20 protein-coding genes and 3 pseudogenes are annotated in these 23,161 nt (G+C 71.6%); 7 read left to right on the forward strand and 16 right to left on the reverse strand.

The window, feature by feature from the left end:
* Nucleotides 1–1,977: a glycosyltransferase family 2 protein gene (locus RB628_RS06530; protein ID WP_318319321.1), complete on the reverse strand. Its 1,977-nt coding sequence runs from the start codon at nt 1,975–1,977 to the stop codon at nt 1–3.
* Nucleotides 1,978–2,230: 253 nt separating this feature from the next.
* Between RB628_RS06530 and RB628_RS06535 the strand changes: the two genes are divergently transcribed.
* Entirely contained in the window at nt 2,231–2,740 is a 510-nt protein-coding gene (locus RB628_RS06535) for a metallophosphoesterase (RefSeq protein ID WP_318319322.1), read from the forward strand.
* Here RB628_RS06535 and RB628_RS06540 read toward each other — a convergent pair.
* Nucleotides 2,737–3,843 (reverse strand): XdhC/CoxI family protein, encoded by a 1,107-nt coding sequence (locus RB628_RS06540; RefSeq protein WP_318319323.1) that lies wholly within the window; start codon nt 3,841–3,843, stop codon nt 2,737–2,739. The genes RB628_RS06535 and RB628_RS06540 overlap by 4 nt on opposite strands.
* A 113-nt stretch (nt 3,844–3,956) precedes the next feature.
* Between RB628_RS06540 and RB628_RS06545 the strand changes: the two genes are divergently transcribed.
* Nucleotides 3,957–5,819, forward strand: coding sequence for a cellulase family glycosylhydrolase (locus RB628_RS06545; protein WP_318319324.1), 1,863 nt, complete (start codon nt 3,957–3,959; stop codon nt 5,817–5,819).
* Between the two features lie 125 nt (nt 5,820–5,944).
* Here the strand turns inward: RB628_RS06545 and RB628_RS06550 are convergent, their stop codons facing one another.
* Nucleotides 5,945–7,210 (reverse strand): YncE family protein, encoded by a 1,266-nt coding sequence (locus tag RB628_RS06550; protein WP_318319325.1) that lies wholly within the window; start codon nt 7,208–7,210, stop codon nt 5,945–5,947.
* Nucleotides 7,211–7,413: 203 nt separating this feature from the next.
* Between RB628_RS06550 and RB628_RS06555 the strand changes: the two genes are divergently transcribed.
* Complete coding sequence (locus RB628_RS06555; RefSeq protein WP_318319326.1) at nt 7,414–8,112, forward strand: TetR/AcrR family transcriptional regulator; 699 nt, start codon at nt 7,414–7,416, stop codon at nt 8,110–8,112.
* Between the two features lie 87 nt (nt 8,113–8,199).
* Here the strand turns inward: RB628_RS06555 and RB628_RS06560 are convergent, their stop codons facing one another.
* Complete coding sequence (locus RB628_RS06560) at nt 8,200–9,048, reverse strand: bifunctional 5,10-methylenetetrahydrofolate dehydrogenase/5,10-methenyltetrahydrofolate cyclohydrolase (RefSeq protein ID WP_318319327.1); 849 nt, start codon at nt 9,046–9,048, stop codon at nt 8,200–8,202.
* Between the two features lie 148 nt (nt 9,049–9,196).
* Nucleotides 9,197–9,571 (reverse strand): nuclear transport factor 2 family protein, encoded by a 375-nt coding sequence (locus RB628_RS06565; protein WP_318319328.1) that lies wholly within the window; start codon nt 9,569–9,571, stop codon nt 9,197–9,199.
* 172 nt (nt 9,572–9,743) lie between these two features.
* Between RB628_RS06565 and RB628_RS06570 the strand changes: the two genes are divergently transcribed.
* A complete protein-coding gene (locus tag RB628_RS06570) occupies nt 9,744–10,040 on the forward strand; it encodes a hypothetical protein (protein ID WP_318319329.1) in 297 nt (98 codons plus the stop codon).
* A gap of 74 nt (nt 10,041–10,114) precedes the next feature.
* Here the strand turns inward: RB628_RS06570 and RB628_RS06575 are convergent, their stop codons facing one another.
* From RB628_RS06575 to RB628_RS42530, 6 genes and pseudogenes are all read right to left on the reverse strand, one after another.
* Nucleotides 10,115–11,326 carry a type III PLP-dependent enzyme gene (locus RB628_RS06575; RefSeq protein ID WP_318319330.1) on the reverse strand — a complete coding sequence of 404 codons (1,212 nt, stop codon included), beginning with the start codon at nt 11,324–11,326 and terminating at the stop codon, nt 10,115–10,117.
* Nucleotides 11,323–13,071, reverse strand: a complete 1,749-nt coding sequence (locus RB628_RS06580; protein ID WP_318319344.1) for an IucA/IucC family protein — start codon at nt 13,069–13,071, stop codon at nt 11,323–11,325. Before RB628_RS06580 ends, RB628_RS06575 begins: the two co-directional genes overlap by 4 nt.
* A gap of 294 nt (nt 13,072–13,365) precedes the next feature.
* Nucleotides 13,366–13,683: pseudogene (locus RB628_RS42525) on the reverse strand (MFS transporter); the annotation flags it as partial.
* On the reverse strand, nt 13,680–15,449 hold the full coding sequence (locus RB628_RS06585) for an IucA/IucC family protein (RefSeq protein ID WP_318319331.1): 1,770 nt from the start codon (nt 15,447–15,449) through the stop codon (nt 13,680–13,682). The pseudogene RB628_RS42525 and the gene RB628_RS06585, both read right to left, overlap by 4 nt.
* The gene (locus tag RB628_RS06590; RefSeq protein ID WP_318319332.1) at nt 15,446–16,633 is read right to left on the reverse strand and encodes an ATP-grasp domain-containing protein; all 1,188 of its coding nucleotides are present in this window, start codon (nt 16,631–16,633) and stop codon (nt 15,446–15,448) included. Before RB628_RS06590 ends, RB628_RS06585 begins: the two co-directional genes overlap by 4 nt.
* A 110-nt stretch (nt 16,634–16,743) precedes the next feature.
* Complete coding sequence (locus RB628_RS42530) at nt 16,744–17,340, reverse strand: iron chelate uptake ABC transporter family permease subunit (protein ID WP_412180603.1); 597 nt, start codon at nt 17,338–17,340, stop codon at nt 16,744–16,746.
* A 176-nt stretch (nt 17,341–17,516) separates the two neighbouring features.
* Between RB628_RS42530 and RB628_RS06605 the strand changes: the two genes are divergently transcribed.
* Entirely contained in the window at nt 17,517–18,359 is an 843-nt protein-coding gene (locus tag RB628_RS06605; RefSeq protein WP_318319333.1) for a (2Fe-2S)-binding protein, read from the forward strand.
* Nucleotides 18,360–18,380: 21 nt separating this feature from the next.
* Here RB628_RS06605 and RB628_RS06610 read toward each other — a convergent pair whose 3' ends face one another.
* The 3 genes from RB628_RS06610 to RB628_RS06620 are packed head-to-tail and all read right to left on the reverse strand — an operon-like array spanning nt 18,381 to nt 21,487.
* Nucleotides 18,381–20,138 (reverse strand): ABC transporter ATP-binding protein, encoded by a 1,758-nt coding sequence (locus RB628_RS06610; RefSeq protein ID WP_318319334.1) that lies wholly within the window; start codon nt 20,136–20,138, stop codon nt 18,381–18,383.
* A 28-nt stretch (nt 20,139–20,166) separates the two neighbouring features.
* Nucleotides 20,167–20,841, reverse strand: a complete 675-nt coding sequence (locus RB628_RS06615; protein WP_318319335.1) for an acyltransferase domain-containing protein — start codon at nt 20,839–20,841, stop codon at nt 20,167–20,169.
* 25 nt (nt 20,842–20,866) lie between these two features.
* Nucleotides 20,867–21,487, reverse strand: coding sequence for a rhodanese-like domain-containing protein (locus tag RB628_RS06620; RefSeq protein ID WP_318319336.1), 621 nt, complete (start codon nt 21,485–21,487; stop codon nt 20,867–20,869).
* Nucleotides 21,488–21,552: 65 nt separating this feature from the next.
* On the opposite strand from RB628_RS06620, the gene RB628_RS06625 reads away from it, so the two are divergent.
* Nucleotides 21,553–21,840 (forward strand): metal-sensitive transcriptional regulator, encoded by a 288-nt coding sequence (locus RB628_RS06625; RefSeq protein ID WP_318319337.1) that lies wholly within the window; start codon nt 21,553–21,555, stop codon nt 21,838–21,840.
* 68 nt (nt 21,841–21,908) lie between these two features.
* Here RB628_RS06625 and RB628_RS06630 read toward each other — a convergent pair.
* A pseudogene (locus RB628_RS06630) lies at nt 21,909–22,638 on the reverse strand (sulfite exporter TauE/SafE family protein); the annotation flags it as partial.
* Between the two features lie 137 nt (nt 22,639–22,775).
* Entirely contained in the window at nt 22,776–22,958 is a 183-nt protein-coding gene (locus RB628_RS06635; RefSeq protein ID WP_318319338.1) for a hypothetical protein, read from the reverse strand.
* Nucleotides 22,959–23,009: 51 nt separating this feature from the next.
* On the opposite strand from RB628_RS06635, the pseudogene RB628_RS06640 reads away from it, so the two are divergent.
* Nucleotides 23,010–23,161 (forward strand): annotated as a pseudogene (locus tag RB628_RS06640) (alcohol dehydrogenase catalytic domain-containing protein); the annotation flags it as partial.

Raw genomic sequence — 23,161 nt, forward strand, 5'->3', positions numbered from 1 at the left:
TCAGGCTCCGTTTCCGCGTCGCAGCCCGGCCTTGCGCGCGATCTTCCCAAGGGTGCGCCGCGCCTTGCGGACCAGCCGCTGCCCGGTGCTCGGCCCGGCCGGCTTGGCGGGCCGCGCGACCTGGACGCGGCCGGCCCTGGCGCTGAGGCTGACGGACATCGCCAGGAAGCGCGGCTCACCGGCCTCCGGGGCCGGACAGAGCGCGGGCTTCCAGGTCCCGTCGGCCAGTGCGCCGCCGGGCAGCGTCGCCTCGACGAACGCCCCGGAACCGTCGGGGACGCCGGACAGCGTGCCGGACACCTCCACGGGCCCGGTGACCGCCGGGGAGGTGAGCCGCAGCAGCGTCTTGGTGTCGCCGGGCACGTACAGGGGCAGCGCCACGCGCAGGCGGTCACCCGTGACGGTGACATCGTCCGGCTTGAGGCGGCCGAGGCCGACGCCCTTGACCGCGCGGTCGACGTCCAGGGACAGCGTGGCCTGCTTCGCGGTCCAGTACGGCAGGACCACCCGGCCGGCGACCACACCGGCCGGAGGCACCGGACGGGGGTCCAGCTTCACCGGGCCGAGACGGCACTCACGGGTCCAGCCGCCCTGCTTGATCCGGACGAACACGTCGAACAGACCGCCGCCCAGCGCCACGCCGCCCGCCGCCGTGCCGGGGTCGACGGTGGCCGTGCCGCGCAGCACCAGCCGCACCTGACCGTCCTCGTCGGCCGGAAGGGTCTCGCGGGTCAGCTCCACCGGCTGGAAGAACTGGGCGGCCGTGGCCCGCTCCCGCACCAGGAAGTCCGCCGTCGCGCTCCCGAACCTGGCGACCGTGGACGCGCCCACGCGGGCGATCGCGTTGTCGGCGTCGGTGGGTGTGCCGTCCAGGTCGGCGCCGTCGCTGTCGTCCTCGGCGGGGAACGTCATCGGCCTGCCGTGCGAGGTGAACTCGGCGGTGAAACCGACGTGCAGGACACCGCCCTGCCACTCCACGCTCTGCGGGGTGGCCGTGGGGGCGAGCGACGCCTCCCACTCGGCGAACGCCACCACGTCGTCCAGCCGGTCGGCGGCGATCAGTGCCGCCACGATCCGCTGCGCCTCCTGCATACCGTTCGCGACACCCGGGCCGAAGCGCTCGACGACGACCCCGCGGATCTCGTCGAACATCTCCTTGCGGTAGTCCTCCGGCAGCTTGAGGAGACGGTTGCCGCGCATGCGCTCGACCATCTCGTTGCGCAGCCACCGCCGGAAGAGGCGGTCGCGCACCGGGCCCGGCTCGGTGTACCGCTCGACGACGTCGAGGGCCTCGCGCAGGTTGCGGAAGTAGCCGACCGGGTCGAAGCGCTGGAATCCCGCGTTCGAGGCGTCGTCGCGCTTGACGTGGTAGTAGCAGACGTAGTCGCTGAGTACGGAGACGTTGTCCGCGCGCAGATACGCCTCGGTCACGAAGACATGGTCCTCAAGGCGCCGCCGGCCCTCGGGGAAGCGCAGACCGATGCGGTCGAGGAACGCGCGGCGGAGCATCTTGTGGGGGGTGAGGCTGTCGATCAGCGGGGCGTTCTCGACACTGGCCTTCGGGTGGTTGTGCCGGAACAGCTCGACCGGCACCGGCCGGCCCTTGCCGGCCATCTTGCCGACGATCACATCGGCGCCGTTGGCCACGCCGTACTCGTACATCCGCTCAAGGGCCTCGTCGCCGAGGTAGTCGTCGTTGTCGACGAACATGACGAACTCGCCCTGCGAGGCCTCGATGCCGACGTTGCGCGGCTTGCCCGACCAGCCCGAGTTCTCCTGGTGGATGACCTGGAAACGCGGGTCCGTGGCGGCGAGCTCGTCCAGCAGGGCCGGGGTGTCGTCGGTGGAACCGTCGTCGACGAGGATCACTTCGTACTCGTCGGCGGGCAGCGACTGCCGCAGCAGCGACGCGACGCAGTCCTCGATGTACGGTCCCGGGTTGTACACCGGAACGATGACGCTGACCTTGACCGGCATGCGGCTGGAAGCCCCCTTTTGGCTCTACTCCCCGTTTCCGCAACGGCACGGTCCGGGCTGCCTGATACTAACCGCGCGCGGGTCTCCGCGACCTGCCGGGGCGTGGCACCCGAGGGGCGCGCCCGCGCCTCACGGGGGCGCGGGGTTGTGTCCATATGCGGCTCCGCCGCGCGGGCGCGACCAGCCACGACGGCGCCGCAGCCGCGCGACGACACATCGCGGCACCCCCAGCAGCGCGTCTACGCTCGCCTTCGTGCACCTTCTGCTCCTCTCCGACACCCACCTCCCCAAACGCGCCAGGCAACTGCCGGCGGCACTCCTCGCGGAACTCCCGCACGCCGACGTCGTGTTCCACGCGGGCGACTGGGTCGACACGGACACGCTCGACCTGTTGGAGAGCCGCTGCCGCCGTCTGATCGGCGTGTACGGCAACAACGACGGCCCCGGTCTGCGGGCCAGACTCCCCGAGGTGGCGTACGCCGATCTGGGCGGCCTGCGCTTCGGGGTCGTCCACGAGACGGGCCCCGCCCAGGGCCGCGAGGCCCGCTGCGCCGCCCGCTTCCCCGACCTCGACGTCCTCGTGTTCGGCCACAGTCACATCCCGTGGGACACCACGGCGGACACCGGCCTGCGGCTGCTGAACCCCGGCTCGCCGACCGACCGGCGCAGCCAGCCGCACTGCACGTACATGACGGCGACGGTGACGGACGGCGGTCAACTCGCCGACGTGGAACTGCACAGGCTGCCGCCCCGGCTGACCTAACCCGCCTTCGGCGGATGGATGGCGCCGGCCGTCGCCGTCAGCGCCACTCCGCTGCCGCCCCAGCGCAGGGCGACGATCTCGGCGGCCACGGACACCGCCACCTCCTCGGGCGTACGGGCGCCGAGGTCCAGCCCGATGGGGGAGCGCAGCCGGGACAGCTCGGGCGCGGTGAGGCCGGCCTCCGTCAGCCGGCGCAGGCGTTCGTCGTGGGTGCGGCGGCTGCCCATCGCCCCGATGTAGGCGGCGGGTCGGCGCAACGCCTCCTCCAGCAGCGGTACGTCGAACTTCGGGTCGTGGGTCAGTACGCAGATCACCGTGCGCTCGTCGGTCTCCGTGCCGCTCAGGCAGCGGTGCGGCCAGTCGACGACCACCTCGACGCCCTCGGGGAAGCGCTTCGGGGTGGCGAAGACCGGGCGGGCGTCGCAGACGGTGACCCGGTAGCCGAGGAAGGCGCCGATCCGGGCCACGGCGGCGGCGTAGTCGATGGCACCGAAGACGAGCATGCGGGGCGGGGGCGCGAAGGAGTGCAGGAACACGGTGACCGCGTCCTCGCGGCGCTCACCGTGGGGCCCGTAGTGCCGCAACCCCGTTGCTCCCAGGGCGAGTTCGCCGCGTGCGTCGGCGGTGACGGCCACGTCCAGGCCGGTCGCGCCCAGGGTGCCGGACACCCGGTCGGGCCAGACGCCGAGCGTGGCGCCGCGCGCCGCCGGACCGTCGGTCACGGTGGCCACGGTCACCGGCCGGCCCGCTGCCACCGTCTCCGCGACCGCCGCGAAGGAGGGGTCGATGGCGGGAGTGAGGGGCCGCACCAGCACCGTGATCTCACCGCCGCAGGTCAGCCCTACCGCGAAGGCGTCCTCGTCGCTGTAGCCGAAGGTCTCAAGGCGTGCCTCACCGCTCGCCACGACCTCCTGGGCCAGCTCGAACACCGCGCCCTCGACACACCCCCCGGACACACTGCCCACCACCTCGTCACCGGGTCCCACAGCCATCGCGGCCCCGGGATCACGGGGCGCGCTACGGCTCACCGAGACGACGGTGGCGAGTCCGAACGGCTCGCCCGCCGCGTACCAGCGCCCGAGCGCCGGGAGAATGTCGCGCACGATTCGCTCCTTTTGTCACCCATGTGACTTGATCATCTCCCATGAGCGTCAAAAGCTGAAGATTACTCAACAGTCAGTTGGTATTGACGACTCCTGATGCGCGCGGGACTGTAATGGACATGTCGAAGTTGCGCGTGCATCTGCTCGGCGTACTGGTACTGGTCACGGGTTTCCTGACCACCGTCGGCTCCCAGCCCGCCCGGGCCGACACTCTTTGGTTCGACTCACCTACCTCCACCACCCTCACCGTCCAGAACGGTCGTTTCACCGACGCTCTGGGCCGCGAGGTCGTGCTCCGCGGCTACAACGTCTCCGGCGAGACGAAGCTCAAGGAGAACAACGGACTGCCCTTCGCCTCGGTCGCCGACGCCAGGAAGTCCGCGACCGCGCTGCGAGCGCTCGGCGGCGGCAACAGCGTCCGCTTCCTGCTCTCCTGGGCGTACGCGGAGCCCGTCCGGGGTTCAGTGAACAGCGGCTACCTGGCCGCGGCCACCGCCCAGATGGGTGCCTTCCTGGACGCGGGCATCCGCGTCTACCCCGACTTCCACCAGGACCTCTACTCCCGTTGGCTCTTCGACTCGGACAGTTGGTACACCGGCGACGGTGCCCCCAAGTGGGCCGTCGACCTCGGCAACTACCCGGACGAGAACTGCGGGATCTGCCTCCTCTGGGGGCAGAACATCACCCAGAACGCGGCCGTGAAGGACGCGACGTACGACTTCTGGCACAACACGTACGGGATCCAGGACTCGTTCCTCGACACCGCCCAGAAGACGATGGCGTACCTCAAACAGAACCTGACGAGCGCCCAGTTCACGGGCATCGTCGGCTTCGACCCGTACAACGAACCGCATCCGGGGAACCTCGACTCGGGCCAGACCAGCCGGGCCTGGGAGAAGGACGTCCTGTGGCCGTTCTTCGTGAAGTTCCGGGCGCGGATGGATGCGGCCGGCTGGCAGGACAAGCCCGCCTTCGTGGAACCGAACATGTTCTGGAACGCCAACATCGACTTCCAGAAGGCGGAGGGCGGACTGCTCGACGCGGGGACCATCGGCCCGCGTTATGTCTTCAACACCCACTTCTACGACCAGAAGGCGATCTCCGGCATCTTCATGTGGGGCAAGGCCGAGGACGGCCAGTACGTCACCGACTTCGGCACCGTCCGTGACCGGGCCGCCGCCACCGGTACCGCGGGGATCATCAGCGAGTTCGGCCACCCGCTGGTCGGATCGGTCTCCGACAAGGCGCCGACGGTCTACAAGGCGATGTACCAGGCCCTCGACTCCCGGGTGAAGGGGGCGAATTGGTGGGCGAACGCGAGCGGGTCGGGTCCGGTGCTGTCCGGCAGCCAGTGGCAGTGGGACATCTACAACGGCCGCCACAGGGAGCTGATGAACGACAACCCCGACAAGGTGCTCACCACCGGTGACGCCTGGAACGACGAGGACCTGTCCGCCGTACGCCTCGACGACTCCGGTACGGCGGTGCTGCGGCAGGACGCCAGGATGCTGGACCGCGTCTATCCGGGCGCCACGGCCGGGACGACGCTCGCCTTCACCTACGAGGACCGCTCCCGGGACGGGTCCACGACCCTGACCTGGAACCCGGTGCCGAGTTCACTGCCCAACGTGTCCCAGCTGGTGGGCTCGGGGCAGTACGGGGTGCTGGTGTGGCGCTCGAAGGGGATCTCGGCGCCGACCGAACTCCATCTGCCGGCGTCCTTCCCGACCGCGACGACCACGGTCGTCTCCGACCTCGGCACGGTCTACGGCCCGTCGGCCTACACCAGTTCGACCCCGATCGCGGCGGGCACCGATCCCGGTAACACCGGAAGCCGCCGCCTCCTGCTCACCGCGCCGGACTCGGGGGCCCTGCACTACGCGCTGGTGACCAACGGGGCGACGGCTCCTTCGGCGACCCTGCTCAGCGCCGCGCGGGCTGAGCTGGCTTCCTGGGCCGCGTCGGAGTTCGGCTAGGCACTCTGCGGGCCCGGCGGTTCGTTGGCCGCCGGGCCGGTGGAGGCTTGTCGCGCAGTTCCCCGCGCCCCTGAAGGGGCGCGGGTGCGCAGCCGACTTCCATCAGAACTGCCCGTAAACGAGCGTCAGTTGGTTGCCGGTCCCGTCCAGTCCGCCTCGATGTGGGCGAGACGGACCCGCTGAGGGTGGTCGCCGACCGGTACGGACACCGTCTTCTGGCCGGTGGCGAAGTCGATGGCCGTGACCTGGTCGGCGCCGCTCTCGGAGATCACGCAGGACTTGCCGTCACCGCTCACCGTGGCCCAGTAGGGCTTCGAGGCGGTGACGAGCGGGCCCTCCTGGAGCGTCGTACGGTCGACGACCGTCGCGTAGTCGTCCATCGTGCCCGCGACGCACAGCTTCGTGCCGTCCGGCTTCATCGAAATGCCGTGGTGGCGCGAGTCGTTGACGAACGTGGTGCGGTCGTCGCTGGTCGCCGGGTTCTTCGGCAGGGTCTTCGTCCGGGTGATCTTGTCGGTGGCGATGTCGTACTCGAAGAAGCCGTTGAAGAACGAGACCTGGAAGTACAGCTTCGACTCGTCGGGCGAGAAGGCGGCCGGGCGGACCGCGTCCGAGTAGTCCGTGAGGCCGATGGCGTTCAGCCGGTCCCGCATGTCGATCACCTTCACCCGCTGGAAGGTGGCCGCGTCGACGACCGTGATCTTCCGGTCGCCCTTCGTGAAGTCCTGCCACGGAGCGTCCTGCGAGGTGTTGACGTCACCGATGGACATGTTCCAGATGTACTTGCCGTCCTTGGTGAAGATGTTCTCGTGCGGCTTGTCACCGGTGGCGAACGAACCCACCTGCGCGCCGGTGTCGATGTTCAGCACGTGCACGGTGCCGGAGATGGACGCGGAGACCGCGACCCGGGTCCCGTCGGGGGAGACGGCCATGTGGTCGGAGCGGTAACCCGACACGGGGAAGCGCCAGTTGATCGCCCCGGTGGCGAGGTCGATGGACACGACGTCGGCGAAGCTCGGCCGGGAGACCACCATCGACTTGCCGTCGGGGGTGGAGTACATGTCGTCGACCAGCTGGTCGTGCCCCTCCCCGACTCCGTTGCGGATGGCCATGAAGTAGATCCACTTGATCGGGTCCGCGTTGATCGCGGCCAGTCGCTGTGCCTTGTCCGGTACGACGTTGATCCGGCCGATCCTGGCGAAGTCGCCGGTGGACTCGATGACGTCCGCGGTGCCTTCCCAGTTGTTGCCGACGAACATCACCTCGCGCAGGCTCGCGGCGGTGGCGTCCTCGGCGGCGGACGCCGCGACGGCGGCCGACGCGGGGGCCGTGACGGTCAGGACGAGGGCGGCGGCCATGGCACAGAGGTGCCTGGTTCTGGAAGCAGGCATGCGTGCTCTCCCCTCCGGGAGTGAACAGATGGGCTGTGGCGGGTGCATGACATGTGGGGCAAAAGGGAGAACGTGGCTGTGGGCGTGAAACTGAACACGGTCACGTTCAGATTGGACTTACTGGAAAGTAAGGAGGGGGTGCCCTTCTCCACAAGAGTGCGTGCACGACAAACTTGGCCCCCGGACCGACGAAGGAGGGCCCATTGGCGGGCAGGCTCAGGGCGCCGACCGGCCGTTATGCGGGCAAGACGGCCGAGGAACGGCAGGCAGCACGGCGCCGGAGATTCCTGGACGCCGCGCTCCAGATGTTCGGCGACACCCCGGGCTACCGCTCGACGACCGTCGCCGCGCTCAGTGAGGCGGCCGGCCTGTCGACCCGCCAGTTCTACGAGGAGTTCCGCACCCTGGAGGACGTACTTGCCGCCCTTCACCTCCAGGTGAACGACTGGGCCGAGGAGGCGGCGCTCACCGCGCTGGCCGCCGCCGAGGGCCTGCCCCTCGCCGAACGAGCCGCCGCGATCTTCCGTGCCTACGCCGCCAACGTCACCGCCGACCCGCGCCGCATCCGCATGACCTTCGTCGAGATCATCGGCGTCAGTCCCCGCCTGGAGGAGCAGCGCCTCGCCCGCCGCTCCCGCTGGGTGAACCTCATCTGCACGGAGGCGGAGGCCGCCGTCGCCGGCGGAGAGGCGGCGCCACGCGACTACCGGCTCGCCGCGACGGCGTTCATCGGCAGCGTCAACGGCCTGCTGCACGACTGGAGCGCCGGGTGGGTGGACGCCACGCTGGACGAGGTGGTGGACGAGCTGGTGCGGATGCTGCTGGGCATCCTGCGCCCCGCCGGCTGGTTGCCCCCAGGTCCCGAGGGCGCCCGGGTCGCCGGGAGCGCTGCGGGCTCCTGACGTTCGTGGAGCACACCGCCACCGTCGCCGAGCCCGAGCGGGGCCTGCGCCGGCGAAGTCATGGAGTGCAGCGCCTGGATGCGCTGATCATGTCCCGAGCTGCCGGGCGGCGGCGTCGACGGTCTGTTCCAGCAGCGTCGCGATCGTCATCGGACCGACCCCGCCCGGCACCGGGGTGATCAGCCCGGCCCGCTCCACCGCGGAGCCGAAGTCGACGTCGCCGATGTTTCCGGGGTTGTACCCGGCGTCGATCACGACGGCGCCCGGTTTGATGTCCTCGCCCCGGATCAGCCGGGGCCGGCCCACGGCGGCGACCACGATGTCCGCCTCGCGGACGACGGACGACAGGTCCCGCGTCCGTGAGTGGCAGTACGTCACCGTCGCGTCGCGTCCCAGGAGCAGCATGCCGGCCGGCTTGCCGAGGATCGCACTGCGGCCCACCACCACGGCCCGCTTGCCCGACGGGTCGACCTCGTACTCGTCGAGCAGCCGCATGATGCCGCCGGGCGTGCAGGACACGAAGCCCGGCAGGCCGAAGCTCATCGTCGCGAAGGAGGCGAAGGTGACACCGTCGACGTCCTTCCCGGGTGTGATCGCCTCGAACGCGGCCCGCTCGTCGATGTGCGCGCCCATCGGGTGCTGGAGCAGGATGCCGTGTACACCGGGGTCGTCGGAGAGGGAGCGCAGCGTGCCGACCAGTTCCCCGGTGGTCGTCGCGGCGGGCAGCTCCACATGGCGGGACTCGACGCCGGCCTTGCGGCAGCGGTTCTGCTTCATCCGGACGTAGGTGACCGAGGCGGGGTCCGCACCCACCAGCACCGTCGCCACACAGGGCGTCGTGCCGGTGCGGCCGGTGAGGTCGGCGGCCTTCTTCGCGGTGTCACCGACGATGCGCCGGGCGAGCGAGGTGCCATCCATGAGCCGGGCCTGGGACATGATCCACTCCTGAGCTGACAGTCGTCGTCGCCCAGGCGCACGGCACGCACTCCGCGTTCACGGAACAGTGCAGCGCTCCGCGAAGGCCGCTCCCCGGTGGTTCTCCACCTCAGCGCCAGTCACGACCCGGCGCCCAGCCTAACCGAGGTCAGGAATTGTCCTCGTCCCATGCCTGCAGTACCGTCTGGTCGACGATCTTGCCGTCGCGCAGGGACAGCATCGAGCCGGCGAGGACGCGGACCCCGTCCGGGTACAGGCAGGACTCGGTGTAGGCGACCTGGTCGCCCTGGACGACGACCTGTTCCAGTTTGTGGGTCATGTCCCTGCTGTACACCTCGTTCAGCATGGCGCTGATCTCGCCACGTCCGTGCATGACCATCGGGTGGCTGGGCTGGGTGTTGTGGTCGACGACGCGCAGTTCGGCGTCGTCGGCGTAGAGCGACAGCAGTGCCGTCGCGTCCTGTCCTTCGATGCCCCGGCGCAGTGCTTCGGTGTCGAAGGCGGAGCTTGCCGTGGTGCCCATGGTGACCTCCTCCGAGGGCTGCGGCCCGGTCGGGCGCGGGCCGCGAGGGTCCTCTCCTCCTGAGCGTCCTCCGTCCCGGGAACCTCGGCAAACGCAGACGGAGGATGAGCCTGACGGGTGAGCGGTACGGGGTGCCCGTGTCCGGTGCGGGGCGTGGGCCGTTGCTGAATACATGATCTCAACACGACGAATCGCCGCCGCCGTTGGTCTCGCCGTCGGCGTCACCGGCCTCGCCGCCCCGCTGGCGAGCGCGGCCCCCGCCGCCGACCAGAACGCGGGCAGGCTGAACCCGATCGCCCAGCTCGACTCGCTCGCCATGGGCGAGATTCCCGCCCAGTACCACGGAGATCTTCCCCGCGTCTCCAGCCAGCTGAGCTCACTCAACCGCCTGCACGATCTCAACCAACTGCACCAGGTCACCGACCTGGCCGCCCCGGTGACCGGGCTGCTGCCGGGCATCGAAGTCTGACGGGACGCACTGGACGAGCAGCGAACAGGGACGAGGGCCGCCCGGCCGGACCGGGCGGCTCCCGCGCGTGTGTGCTATCCCGGCGGGTTCGCTGCCACCGGCTCCGTGCCCAGGAAGTGGAAGCCGGGCCTCGGGTGCATCAGGAAGTCGTGGTGGGAGATGTTCCACGCGTAGGCGCCCGCCAGTGAGAACAGCACCCGGTCGCCCGCCCGCAGCCCCGGCGCCGGGACCCGCCGGGCCAGGACGTCCTTGGGCGTGCACAGCTGGCCGGCCAGCGTGAGCCGCGCGTCCTCGGCAGCCGGGCGTGGCCACGGGTGCGGCCAGGAGTCCACCGGCAACACCGTGCAGGGCTGGTCGTGGCCCTTCGTCGCCGGGGTGCGCAGATGGTGGGTGCCGCCCCGGACCACCGCGAACTCCTCGCCGTGGCTCCGCTTCACATCCAGCACCTCGGTGGCGTACCAGCCGCAGTACGCGGTCAGGGCCCGGCCCGGCTCGATGCGCAGGGTCAGTTCCGGGTACGCCTCGGTCAGCCAGGCCAGGCCCCTGCCGAACGCCGCCCAGTCGAAACGGCGGGACGGCGCGGCGTAGTCGACAGCCATCCCACCGCCGACGTTCACCTCGGCGAGAAACACGCCGAGCCCGGCCGCCCAGGTGACCACCGACTCGGCCACCGCCAGCTGTTCCCGGGCGTCGAGTCCGCTCGCCAGGTGGGCGTGGAGTCCGCGCAGTTCGAGTTGCGGGTACGTCCCGTCCATCAGCGCCCGGAACACCGGCGCGGCCCCGGCCGGGTCGAGCCCGAAGGGAGTCGGACGGCCGCCCATCGTCAGCGAGTTGCCCGCCAACGAGCCGTCGGACACCGGGATGTTGACCCGCACCAGCACCGCCACCCGGTGCTCGGGCCCGACCTGCCGCGTCAACTCGGCGAGCATGCGCAGCTCGTGCTCGCTCTCGACGTGGAACCGGTCGACGCCCAGCTTCAGCGCGGCCAGCACCTCGTCAGGTGTCTTGCCCGGCCCGCCGAACGCCACCGGCCGGCCCGGCACCGCGCCGGCGACATGGGCGAGTTCACCGCCCGAGGAGACCTCGTAGCCGTCGACGTACGGCGAGAGCGCGGCCAGGATCTCCGGCTCAGGGTTGGCCTTGGCCGCGTAGTACAGCTCGACCCGCTCGGGCAGCGCCGCGCGGACCATCGCCGCGTGACTGCGCAGCTCCGTCAAGTCGTAGACGTACGCCGGCAGTTCGGCGGTCGGCAGGGACAGTGCGTGATCGCGCACGGCGAGGGTCATCGGGTGCTCCGGGTGGTGTCGCGCAGGAGGTCCTCGGCGAGCGGGGACGGCAGCCGAACGTATCCTGCCTCGCGGTCCGCCCTGCGTTCCCAGCGGGTGAGCAGGTTGGCCTTCGCGGGCAGCGGAACCCCGGCGAGCAGCGCGGCGAGCCGCGGCGGGCAGCCGGAACCGTCGGCGTAGGACTGGAGCATGTCACGCACTCGTGCCCACAGCGCGGCCTCGGCGCCCGGGTGCAAGTCGGCCAGGGCGGCGAGAAGTTCGGCTAGGTGGTTGACGAGCAGGCAGTAGACGACCCGGTCCCAGCCGCGCTCCGCGTCGTACGTCATAGGGCCCGCGACCTCGGCCGGCAGGGCGGTCAGCGTGTGGGTGTGGTGCTCGGGGACCAGCTTGGTGCCCTCCAGGTCCCGGAAGACCACCTGGACGGGGCGGCCGTCTGCGTCCACGCAGATCAGCACGTTCTGGAGATGGGGTTCCAGGACCAGCCCGTGGTCGAAGTAGGCGGCCAGGACGGGAGGGACGAGCAGACCGAGATACGCCGACCACCAGTCGAGGGCCGTCGCCGGGTCGGCGTCGGTGAGCAGCCGGGAGATGTGCGCGGGGCTCGACGGGTACTCGTCGGCAACCGCCGCCGCGAGCAGAGGAGTTGACCCGGGCGCGCGGTGCCGGGGCAGGCCCTCGCGGACGATCACGCCGAAACCCTCGAAGAGTTCACGGTCCGGGGCGCCGTCGGGGCCGGGCAGGGCGAGCGTGCGGTAGGCGGGCTCGCGGAGCACCGCGCTGCCGGGAAAGCGCTCGGCCAGGTCGGTGAACGCGGGGGAGAGGGCGCGGGTGAGGGCGACGGCTCCTGACAGCTCGTAACTGCTGTTCTTGCGAAGGCAGTTGGTAATCCGGACGTTCAGGCTGAACTTGAGGAACGTCTCGCCGTCGTACAGGGTGCGTACGGACGCGGTGGCGGCGAAGGGCCGGCCGCCCGGGCCGAGGTCCAGGACATCACCGTGCTCCAAGGCGGCCCGTAGCAGGGGGTGTTCGCGCAGGGCGTCGTACTGCCACGGGTGCGTGGGCAGCAGCCGGTAACCGTCGGGGACGTCCGCGCGCTGACCGTCCAGTGCGGTGGTGGCCCAGGGGGCGGCACTCTCCTCGGCGATCAGGCCGGCGCGCACGGCGAGGTGCCGCAGCGGGAAGAGGGCCCCGCTCTCCGGCGCGTACGCCGACCAGGCGCGCGGGTCGCCGGTGCGGGCCTTGGGGGTGGGGTGGAAGCGGTGGCCGAACAGCAGGGACTGCTCGGAGGCGAGGTAGGCGGTGAGGTGGCCGTCCGCCGGTCCTGCGTGGCGCTCACCGGCCAGGGCGCCCGTGACGGCCTGGTGGCTGGAGGTGATCTGCTCCAGGAACTCGTCGTTGCGTTCCCCGGTCCGCAGGGACAGCTCGTCGCGTGTGTACTCGGCCAGGCGCCGCCAGTCCACCACCGCCCAGCCGTCGCCGGCCCGTTCGCTCACCGGGCCGCTGAAGCGGTGGGCGCCCAGGAGAGACGTACGGCGGATCCTGATCCTCAGGAGAACTCCACGGCGGGGGAGGCGGAGCAGGAGATGACCGTCGTCGACGACGGTCTGGCGTTCCGGGCCCGAGACCTCGCGCAACAGGCAGTTGAGGAGGGTGTGGGTCACCACGTCGTCGGCGGTGGGGAGTTCGGCGACCCTGAGTTGGGCGGGGGTGGAGGTGGTGTCGGGCGAGTCGGTCAGTGAGGGCATCAGCGGCTCCAACGGGCGCGGGGCGAGCGGGGGTTGGGGAGCGCGGCGAGCAGCAGGGCGGCGGTCGGTGGGAGTACGGCCAGCAGCGCGTACTGGCGGTGCGGTGACAGCCGGCCCGACAGCGCGCCGACGACGATCGGTGCGACGACCAGGGTCGCCCGGGCGCTGCTCTGCGTCAGTGCGAGTGCCTTGGACAGGGCGGGGCCCCTCCGGCGCGGCGCCCAGGCAGCTGTTGGACGCGGCGAACGTGCCGCCGAGGATGCCCTGGAGGATCAGCGCCATCGTGAAGGTGACCAGCGAGTTGGCCCGTCCGGCGAGCAGGAGGGCGGCAGCGAGGCTCAACCGGGCCCGCAGCAGCAGTCGTTTGCGGCCGGAGCGGTCGGCGAGTCTGCCCCAGAGGGGCGCGCCGAGCGCGCCGAACACCGCCGGGACCACATACACCACGCCGGTCCAGCGCGCGGAGCTGTCGCCCAACTCCGGGAGGATCTGGGTGAGGCAGGGGGGCAGGCCGAGGGCGGCGAAGGAGGCGACGAAGCAGCAGCCGGCCATCGCGTGCACATGGCCGGGGCCGGACGACGAGTGTCCCGGCAGGCGCCATGCCTCGGTGCTCATCCGGCGTCCCCGGGGTGCGATCCGGCTTCATCTCCCGCGTGGAGAAGGTAGTTGGGGCCGGTGGTGTAGTGCTTGTTGATGTCGGCGGCGCCCGAACGCTCCTTGCTGAACAGGGTTCCGGCACTCACCATGGCCTTCACGGGCAGGTGCGGCGCGTCGAGGATCCGCGCACGCAGTACGGCGGCAGGGTCGCCGCCGAGCCGGTCGACGGCCTCATCGAGCCGGTCGCGGACCAGCCCCAGCAGCGCGGACAGCGGGGCGCGGCCGTGCCGGGCCAGCCCGAACGCGTAGGCGCCCGCGCACAGATGAACGGTGATGGTGGCGAACACGTCGGCGACCGGCCCGTCCTCGGTACCGTAGGTCCGCTCGTCGTCGAAGCCCCACGGCCCCGGCAGGACGGTGGCGAGCCGTGCGGTGTTGATGCGTGGGCCGTCGTTGTCCTTGAACAGCAGCCGCACTCGGCCCGGTTCGGGCCCCAGGACCAGCGAGAGGTTCTGCTGGTGTGACTCCAGGGCGATGCCGTGGCCGAAGAGAGTGGTCTGCCAGTCGAAGAGGAGGGCGAGGCAGGCGTCCAGGAGGGCGAGCGGGTCGCCGTCGTGGAAGCGGTCGGCGAGGTGGTCGACGACCAGCCGGCCGTCGGGTGCCTCGGCCAGCAGTGCGGCCAGCGGGACGACGGCGGCGTCGTCGAGGCCTGCCGGGTAGCGGCGGCACAGGACGGCGAGGAGCTCGTGTCCGGCGTGCGCGTACGTGGTCTCGTCGGCGTGCAGAACGGTGTCCCGGAAGCGCGGCTCGCGCTCGACGACCCGTTCGACCAGCCGCTGCCCGGCGGCGCCGTCGACAAGTGTGCCGGGTTTGATGGAACGCCGGTTGCGCACCCCCAACGTGGCGGTGGCCAGCGGGAGTTTGAGGTGCAGGGTGGGATCGGCGGCCACCGCGACGGTACGCATCGACAGTGTCGGCACCACTTCTAGGTACCCGTGGCCGGCGAGCCGGGCGCGTCCCGCGAGACCGGTGATCCGCAGCGCCTCGTCGAGCGGGGCGCCGACGGTCAACGGGTGCACGGGCAGAGCGATGTGCGTGTGGTGCAGATCCTGCGTACCGAGTACCGCGCAGGTCGGCCAGCCCTCCGGCAGCGGTCCCGTGAGGGTCACCGCCTCCCGGGGCACGGCGAGCCAGCGCAGCGTGAAGCGGGGGTGGAACTCCGGTGCGTATGAACGCAGTTGTTCGTTCGTGAGCCCGGACCGGCCGCGCGCGGCCGGATACACGGGATGGTCGATGCGGGCCGCGAGGGTGTCGTACGCCAGGGAGGCCGTCAGGCCTGTCCAGGCGGCCGCGTCGGCTCCATGACGGTCGGTCAGTCCTTCGGCGGCCTCCTGGCGTGTGGCGTCGTGCAGCCGCAGGGTGGCCAGAGTCTGCCGGCACTCCTCGGCGAAGGCGTCGAAGCCGTCGCGGTCCACGGGATCGGCCAGCGCGCCCAGCGCGGCGAGCGCGGTGTCGTACGAGGTGAACTCGGCGCCGTCCGACTCGCGTACGAGCAGCGGGAGTCGGGCGGCGTACACACACTGGAAGCCGTCCTCGGCGAGCGGCAGCAGCAGGGCGTCGTCGGCGTCGGTCGGCAGGCGCAGCCAGATGCCGTCCGGTCGGTGCGTGAGCGTGCCGCGGGTACGCAGACCGGCCACGTCCTCGCGGAGCAGGGCACTGAGGACGCGGGTGAGCAGTTCGGCCCCGGCGTCGGTCGTCCCGGGTGCGGGAGAAGCCGCGGTCACGGCTGGACCTCCCAGTGCCGGTCCGCCAGGAACTGTGCCGAGACCCGGTCGACAGATGCCTGATCGGTACCGGTGGCCCGCAGAACGCCCAGGTAGTCGCGGTTGGTGCGGTACAGCTCGTGCCGCTCACCCACCGCGCGCAGCCGGCGGTACGTCAGATCCACGCCGTCCATGGTGAGTTCGGTGTCGGGGGGTGCCGAGGTCAGCGTGCCCGCGCGGTCGGCGCACGGGTACTCCAGACGGGCCGCGCCGTCGCGGCGGACGCCCAGGTCGGCCGGGAGCGGCTCGCCCAGGTGGGTGCGCAGGATGTGCTCGAAGAGCGGGATCTCCAGGAGCCGGGCCAGCAGCAGGTCGACCTGGTCGCCGACGGCACGGTAGTTGACCTCGATGATCCGGGCGTGCCCCTCGTGCAGCACGAACTCGGTGTGGCACGCGCCGAACCCGACGCCCAGCGCGTCCAGTGGGGCGAGTACCTGAGCGACGACCGGTCCGGGGTGGGCCGGGACGAAGACGAGCCGCTCCTCGATGAAGTACGGCGGCGCCGACAACTCGGTGTGGAAACCGCCCAGTACGTGGCGGACGTCACCGTCTCCGAGCGTCTCCAGGGTGTACAGCTCCCCGGGCAGATACTCCTCGACGACCAGCACGGCACCCGGCCGCCGCGCGAAGATCTCCGTGGCGCGCGTCCCCAGCTCCTCGGGGCCGTCGACGAGGACGACGTCCTCGCTGGCCACGCCCTCGCGCGGTTTGAGGACACACGGGTAAGGCGCGGCCAGGGCGACGGGCTCGATCGCACCGGTCCCGGTCAGTTCGGCGGACCACACGGTGTCCACGCCGGCGGCGGCCAGCCGGCGCCGCATCTCGGCCTTGTCCTTGCAGGCCAGCGCGGCCCGCCAGTCCTTGCCGGGCAGGCCGAAGTAGTCGGCGGTCAGGGCGGCCTGGGTCTGGAGGTGGTCGCTGTTGCTGAAGACGCCGTCGGGCCGGTGACGCGTGGAGATCCGGGTGACGACGGCGCGGAAGTCACGGACGTCGCACTCCAGGATCTCGACGTCCGGATACACGGACCGGTGGGCGTCGGGCTGGTCGGTGAGGACGGTGACGTCGAGGCCGAGACGGGCGGCGGCGGGCAGAAAGCCCTCGGTGACGGAGTCGGTGGGGTTGAGGGCGAGCAGGTACAGGCGCATGACGTGGAAGACAACCTCCTCTAGCGGGTGGGGAGTTGGGGCCCGCGCAGGGGGCCCGGGGGCGGGGCGCGTACAGAAGGGCGCGCCCCGCCCCCCCGTACAGGGGGAAGTTACTTCCTGGGGAGTTCCGTCCCGGTGGCCCTGGCCACGTCGACGAGCGTCCGCTCGGCGGCCTGGACGCCGATGCCGGACATCCAGATCTCGTCCGGGACCTCGAAGACCCTGCCGTTCCCGGCGGCGGGCAGGCTCTTCCAGACCGGGTTGGTGACGACCTGCTGCTTCTGGGGCTTGTCCTCGGTGTCTGCGGCGGTGACGAGGATCAGGTCGGCGTCGGCCTGGTCGATCCGCTCCGGGCTGACGTCCTTCGTCGTGACCCCGGGGCCGGTCGAGACCTGCGACTCCGGGCGGACCAGCGGATTGCGGGTGATGCCCTGGGCGACCGCCCAGGCGGCCACGAGAGCCGCGCCGACCGCGAGCCCGATGACCGTACGCGGCAGCCGCAGCCCGGTCACCACGAGCGCGTCCCTCTCCTGGGCGTGGCCGAACAGCGCGTCGGACACCGTCGACAGGGGCACCGGGCGCACGCCGAGGGCGAGGCTCGGTGCGGCGCACAGGGTCAGGGCCCCGGGTCCGGTACGGAGGATCGGGATGTGCCTCAGGGCATGGAACGGCACACCGGTCGGTGCGCCCGGATGGGTCGAAGTCACGACCAGGGAGCTTAGGTTAGGCATGCTTTACGTTTCAAACAGCTGTGGAGGTGCTGTGACGTGCGAAATCCTTGATCGTCGACATGGGGGCACCCCGGTCACCACCTTGCGATCTTGCCAGTAAGGTAAGCCTGGCCTATCTAACCCCACCCGAAGCTCTCTGCGCAGGAGTACCGATGAGCGTTGCCCTGGAGACCACGCCGGCCGCCGCCGCGCGCGTGCTCGGCGGCGCCTACAGACGTCTCGCCGACCTCTGTGAGGTGCTCACCGCAGAGGTCGCCGACCCGGATGCGACGGTCCCTCAAGCCGGCGTCACCGGAATGGAGTTGACGAACAGCCAGGAAACCCTCGCCGTCTTCGTCGAGGCCGAGGCGGTGCGGATCCAGGAATGCTACGGGCATTCCGCCCGCCCGCACGTCGCCGCGTCCCGCGCCCTGCACGACTACGCGTGGTCGGTCGGCCTGCTGATGAGCGGCGTCTGGTACCTGGAGCAGCGCGTTCCACGCATCCGGCCGGAGGACGTCCGGCTGGACCTCGACACCGGCGTGTACAAGATCACACCCGTCTCCCGGCTGTCCTGCCTCCCCGGAGACCCGGCCGCCGCTCTCCCCGGAGTCACCGTCCTCCCGCACGAGGAGGCGCTGCGCACCGAGTTGCGCTCCGCCGTCGCCGACCACATGGCCCCGCTGCTCAACGCAATCGGCCCGGTCGCCCGCCGGGGATCGCGCGCCCTGTGGGGTCTGGTCTCCGACGACCTCGTCTCCGGGATCTGGTACCTCGGGCGCGTCCTCGGCCGGGAGGGCGACGCCGTCCGCGCGGCCACCGAACTACTGCCCTCCGCGGTCTCCCCTTACCCCGGCGGCGCCGACTTCCGCCACCTCACCGACACGTCCGGGCACCGCCACCCGACCCGCACCCGCGCCGGCTGCTGCCTCTACTACACGATCCGCCCGGACGAGGCCTGCTCCACCTGCCCGCGCACCTGCGACGCGGAACGGCTGCGCAGGCTGGAGAGCTGAGCGCTTCCGGGCGGGGCGCGCTCAGCCGGTCGTAGCCAGGAACTGCGTCGCCGCCAGCTCGGCGTACAACGGGTCCCCGGCCACGAGTTCACGATGGGTGCCCACCGCCCGGACCCGGCCCGCGTCCATCACCACGATCCGGTCCGCCATCGTCACCGTCGACAGCCGGTGGGCGACGACGAGAACAGTGGTCGTACGGGCGACATCCGCGACCGTGTCGCGTAGCGCCGCCTCGTTCACCGCGTCCAGCTGCGAGGTCGCCTCGTCGAGCAGAAGCAGCCGGGGGCGGCGCAGCAGCGCGCGGGCGATGGCCACCCGCTGGCGCTCACCGCCCGACAGCTTCGTGCCGCGATGCCCGACCAGGGTGTCGAGGCCGCGCGACAACCGGGCCACGAGACCGTCGAGCCGGGTCGTCTTCACCACGCGCGTGACCGCGTCCTCGTCCGCCTCCGGATTGCCGAGGAGCAGGTTGTCGCGCAGTGAGCCCGACAGTACGGGCGCGTCCTGCTCGACATAGCCGATGGCGGAGCGGAGTTCGGTCAGCTCCCAGTCCGCGGCGTCCCGGCCGTCGAGCGTGATGACGCCGGACTCGGGGTCGTAGAACCGCTCGATGAGCGAGAACACGGTCGTCTTGCCCGCGCCGGACGGGCCGACGAACGCCGTCATGCCCCTCGGCGGAACGGCGAACGTCACACCGTGATGGACGTACGGAAGGTCGGCGTCGTAGCGGAAGCGGACCTCCTCGAAGGCGAGCGCCGCCGGTTCGGCGTCGGTGGCCGGGAGAGGTGCGGGGCGGGCCGACGACGGTTCGGAAGGCAGGGCGAGGGCCTCCTGGATGCGGGTGAGGGCCGCGGCGCCCGTCTGGTACTGCGTGATCGCGCCGACGACCTGCTGGATCGGCGACATCAGATAGAAGACGTAGAGGAGGAACGCGACCAGCGTGCCGACCTCGACCGCGCCGGTCGCGACCCGCGCGCCGCCCACCGCGAGCACCGTGATGAAGGCGATCTGCATCGCGAGCCCCGCCGTGTTGCCGGCCGCCGCCGACCACTTGGCGGCCCGGACGCTCTGCCGCCACGACTCCTGGGCCGCCGCGTGCAGACGCTGCTCCTCCCGGTGCTCCGCGCCGGACGCCTTGATCGTGCGCAGCGCGCCCAGCACCCGTTCCAGCGAGGCGCCCATGACACCGACCGCGTCCTGCGCCCGCCGGCTCGCCTTGTTGATGCGCGGCACGATCACCCCCAGCACGGTCCCCGCGCACACGATCACGGCGAGGGTGACGCCCAGCAGCACCGGGTCCACCAGGCCCATCATCACGACCGTCGCCACCAGCGTGAGGCCGCCGGTGCCGAGACCGACGAGCGAGTCGGTGGTGACCTCGCGCAGCAGGGTCGTGTCCGAGGTGACCCGGGCCATCAGATCGCCGGGCTCGGTCCGGTCCACGGCCGGCACCCTCAGTCGCAGCAGATAGGAGGACAGCGCCCGCCGGGCGCCCAGCACCACCGACTCGGCCGTGCGGCGCAGTACGTACGAACCCAGGGCGCCCAGCGCCGCGTTGGCGACGACCAGCGCCGACATCAGCAGCAGCGCGCCGGTGATTGCCCGGTCGTAGGACAGATCGTCGATGAGCCCCCGCGCCACCAGCGGCAGCGCCAGCCCGGCGGCACCCGTGGCCAGCGACAGCAGGGCGCCCGTCAGCAGGGTCCACCGGTGCGGCCGGACATATCCGAGGAGCAGCCGCCAGGCGGGCTGACCGGGGTTCGGCTCTGCGATGCTCACGGCGCTCCTCGGCAGGCGGGCGGGGCATTCACCCTACGTCGGCGGCCGGGGGAGCGGAGACGCAGTCATCGCTGCCCGTGTTCCGTGTGCTCTTCGTGCAGGTTCCGCCAGTCGCGGGCCGTCGAGGGGACGAGGGTTCCGCCTCGCCGCCGGGCAGGCAGCCGTCGAGCAGGCCGGCCGGCACCTCGCCCGGGCCGAGTTCGAGATACGTGGTCACCCCGCCCTGCGCCAACAGGCCCACCGCGTCCGCGAATCGGACCGGCTCGCGCAGTTCGCGCACCCAGAACTCCGCAGTGGCGGTCTCGGCGCCGACCGGTTTCGCCGTGATGTCCGAGACGAGGGGCAGGCGCGGGGCGCGCAGGTCCAGCGTCTCCAGGGTGCGGCGGTACGCGTCCAGCGGCGGGTCCAGGTGCGCCGAGTGCGCGGCCACATCGGTGCGCAGCGCCCCCGTCCGCCGACCGCGTCCCGCCCATTCCTCCCGCACAGCCGTCACCGCGTCCCGGTCGCCCGAAACCACCACCGCCCGGGGCCCGTTGACGGCCGCGACGACCACTCCGGGCCCCAGGCCCAGCTCCTGAGGGGACGCCTCCAGCGCCGCCATCGCGCCCCCCTTCGGCAGCGCGCCCATGAGCCGGGTCAGCGTGCCGACCGCACGGCAGCCGTCCGCCAGGGAGAACATTCCGGCGGCACGGGCGGCGGCCATCCGCGGCGGCCGGGTACCCGGGACTTCACGCGCTGATGTCCGTACCGAGTCCGACCGGCTCGGCGCGCTCCCGGGACCGCTGTGCGAGTACGGCGAGGGTGGCGTCGAGGTCGGCGGGCACCGGTCGGTTGTGCGGCAGCCTGGCCAGCAGATTGGCCATGCCGCAGGTGTCGCTGACGGCCGAGAACACGAGGCCGCCCGCGACGCCCGCGGACAGCAGCCGCCAGGTGGGCCGCAGGAGGCCAAGCCCGAGTCCCGCAAGGACGATGCCGCCCGCGGTGAAGCGGACCTGGCGTTCCATGGACCAGGTGGCGCGTGCCCGGGGTGCCGGCTGGTGCAGTTCGTGTCCCCGGTCCCGCCAGCCCTGGGTGCCGCCGGTCAGGATCATGGCCGGGACGCCGTTCTCGGCGAGGACCGAACAGGCGGACTCGGAACGGGCGCCGGAGGCGCAGACGACGAGGAGCTCGCCCTGGTCCGCGGCCTCCCTGAGGGCGGGCAGCGCGCGCCGGAGCTGGTCGAGGGGGATGTTGAGGGCGCCGGGCAGATGCCCGGAGGCATACTCGCCCGGGGTGCGGACATCGACGACGGTCAGCTGCGGCAGGCGGGTACGGGCCTGGTCGGTGTCGAGGGCGACGGGAGTGGTCATGGGCGAGTGGGATCCTTTCCTGAGGTGGGGCTAGAATACCCCTAAGGGTATATAGGGGAGTGATTGTGGAACTGCAGTTCGAGGGTGATGAGCTCAAGTCGGTGCTGAACCGGTTGCGCCGGGCACAGGGGCAGATCTCCGGAGTGATCAGGATGATCGAGGAGGGCCGCGACTGCGAGGAGGTCGTCACCCAGCTCGCCGCCGCCTCGCGTGCCCTGGACCGGGCGGGCTTCGCCATCATCGCGACCGGACTCCAGCAATGCCTCACCGACGTGGAGCAGGGCGAGCGCAACGGCGAGACGAAGGAGCAGATGCGGGCCCGGCTGGAGAAGCTGTTCCTGTCGCTGGCGTGAGTGTGTTCGCGGGGTGATCCGTGGGCGGGGGAGGGCCTCTCCGGGGCTCCCGGCGGCGGTCGCACTTGCGCGTCGGCGAGCATGAGCAGCGCCATCGCCGGCCGCACCCAGGCGAAGATCCGCTGGACGGCTCCCGGAGACCCGGCCCGCGAGCCGCTTGCCGTCCCACGCTCCGAGGACCGCGGCCCCGCGAACGGCGCGACCGGCGTCCGGTCGACACGGTCCGCCGTGCCGGCCCGGCCCGGCACGGCGGACCGTGTCGACCGTGATGACCGGCAGGCTCGTCCCGACGGCGGCCGATCCGCAGCCCCGCGACGTTCACCAGCGCCGGTACGGCGAGAAATCCGCCGCCCACGCCCAGTACTCCGGTCACCGCACCCAGCCCCGCGCCCGTCTGAGCGACCTGCACGGGCCGCACCGGCACTCCTTCCCTTAGGGACACCGGCGGGCGCAGCACGCGGTACGCGGCGAGCCAGGTGATCACCGCGAACGAGCCGGTCAGCAGGGCGGACGGCACATACCCGCTGATCGCCCCGCCGAGCATCGCGGGCGCCAGTCCCGCCGCCGCGAACAGCTCCCCGGCACGCCACTCGACGGTGTTCGCACGGGCGTGTGCGGCCAGCGCGGTGGAGGAGGTGACGGTGACTGCTGCCAGGCTCGCGGTGGTGGCCGCGGCCGGGGTGAAGCCGAGGAGATGGATCAGTGCGGGCACGGTCGCACACTGCCGCCGCCCCCGAGCGCCCTCAGCGCGAGACCGGTCACTGGCCCGGCGGCCGGAGCGAGAACGAACGCACTCACGTGACCGGTCCGCCGGCACTGCCGGAGTGCGCCGCGGGCCCCCGTCCCCACCGGCGGCCCCGCCCCCGTCCGTGCACGCATCCCGCCGATCACGTCCGAAACCTCCGCACCGGGCGCAGCGAGCAGCGTCGCCGCCTTCAGGGCGCGCTTGCCGGAGCGGCAGATGGCGACCAGTGGCGCCCCTGAGCGGGCCCCGGCAGCGGGGCACCCGCCGTCGGCGCCGACAGCGGGGCGTGCACCGCGTCGGCGGCATGCCCGGCGGCCCGCTCCTCGGCCTCGCGGACGTCCTGGGTGAGCGTGCCGTTACCGAACGGTCGCACGTAGGGTCGGAGCGAAGAACCGAACATTGGCCGATGGAAGGGTTCAGCACCATGGCGCAGGAAGTACGCGGCGTGATCGCACCGGGCAGGAACGAGCCGGTGCGGGTCGAGACGATCGTCGTGCCCGACCCCGGTCCGGGTGAGGCCGTGGTCCAGATCCAGGCCTGCGGGGTGTGCCACACCGACCTGCACTACAAGCAGGG

It is taken from the genome of Streptomyces sp. ADMS, assembly GCF_033441795.1.
Classification (GTDB): domain Bacteria; phylum Actinomycetota; class Actinomycetes; order Streptomycetales; family Streptomycetaceae; genus Streptomyces.

What these genes read in the sequence shown, in the direction of transcription:
- RB628_RS06565 (WP_318319328.1), bottom strand. Translation starts at nt 9,571, where the DNA reads ATGGGCACCACGGCAAGCTCCGCCTTCGACACCGAAGCACTGCGCCGG.
- RB628_RS06605 (WP_318319333.1), top strand. Translation starts at nt 17,517, where the DNA reads ATGAGCGTTGCCCTGGAGACCACGCCGGCCGCCGCCGCGCGCGTGCTC.
- RB628_RS06575 (WP_318319330.1), bottom strand. Translation starts at nt 11,326, where the DNA reads ATGACCCTCGCCGTGCGCGATCACGCACTGTCCCTGCCGACCGCCGAA.
- RB628_RS06530 (WP_318319321.1), bottom strand. Translation starts at nt 1,977, where the DNA reads ATGCCGGTCAAGGTCAGCGTCATCGTTCCGGTGTACAACCCGGGACCG.
- RB628_RS06580 (WP_318319344.1), bottom strand. Translation starts at nt 13,071, where the DNA reads ATGCCCTCACTGACCGACTCGCCCGACACCACCTCCACCCCCGCCCAA.
- RB628_RS06570 (WP_318319329.1), top strand. Translation starts at nt 9,744, where the DNA reads ATGATCTCAACACGACGAATCGCCGCCGCCGTTGGTCTCGCCGTCGGC.
- RB628_RS06590 (WP_318319332.1), bottom strand. Translation starts at nt 16,633, where the DNA reads ATGCGCCTGTACCTGCTCGCCCTCAACCCCACCGACTCCGTCACCGAG.
- RB628_RS06560 (WP_318319327.1), bottom strand. Translation starts at nt 9,048, where the DNA reads ATGTCCCAGGCCCGGCTCATGGATGGCACCTCGCTCGCCCGGCGCATC.
- RB628_RS06545 (WP_318319324.1), top strand. Translation starts at nt 3,957, where the DNA reads ATGGACATGTCGAAGTTGCGCGTGCATCTGCTCGGCGTACTGGTACTG.
- RB628_RS06620 (WP_318319336.1), bottom strand. Translation starts at nt 21,487, where the DNA reads ATGACCACTCCCGTCGCCCTCGACACCGACCAGGCCCGTACCCGCCTG.
- RB628_RS06615 (WP_318319335.1), bottom strand. Translation starts at nt 20,841, where the DNA reads ATGGCCGCCGCCCGTGCCGCCGGAATGTTCTCCCTGGCGGACGGCTGC.
- RB628_RS06550 (WP_318319325.1), bottom strand. Translation starts at nt 7,210, where the DNA reads ATGCCTGCTTCCAGAACCAGGCACCTCTGTGCCATGGCCGCCGCCCTC.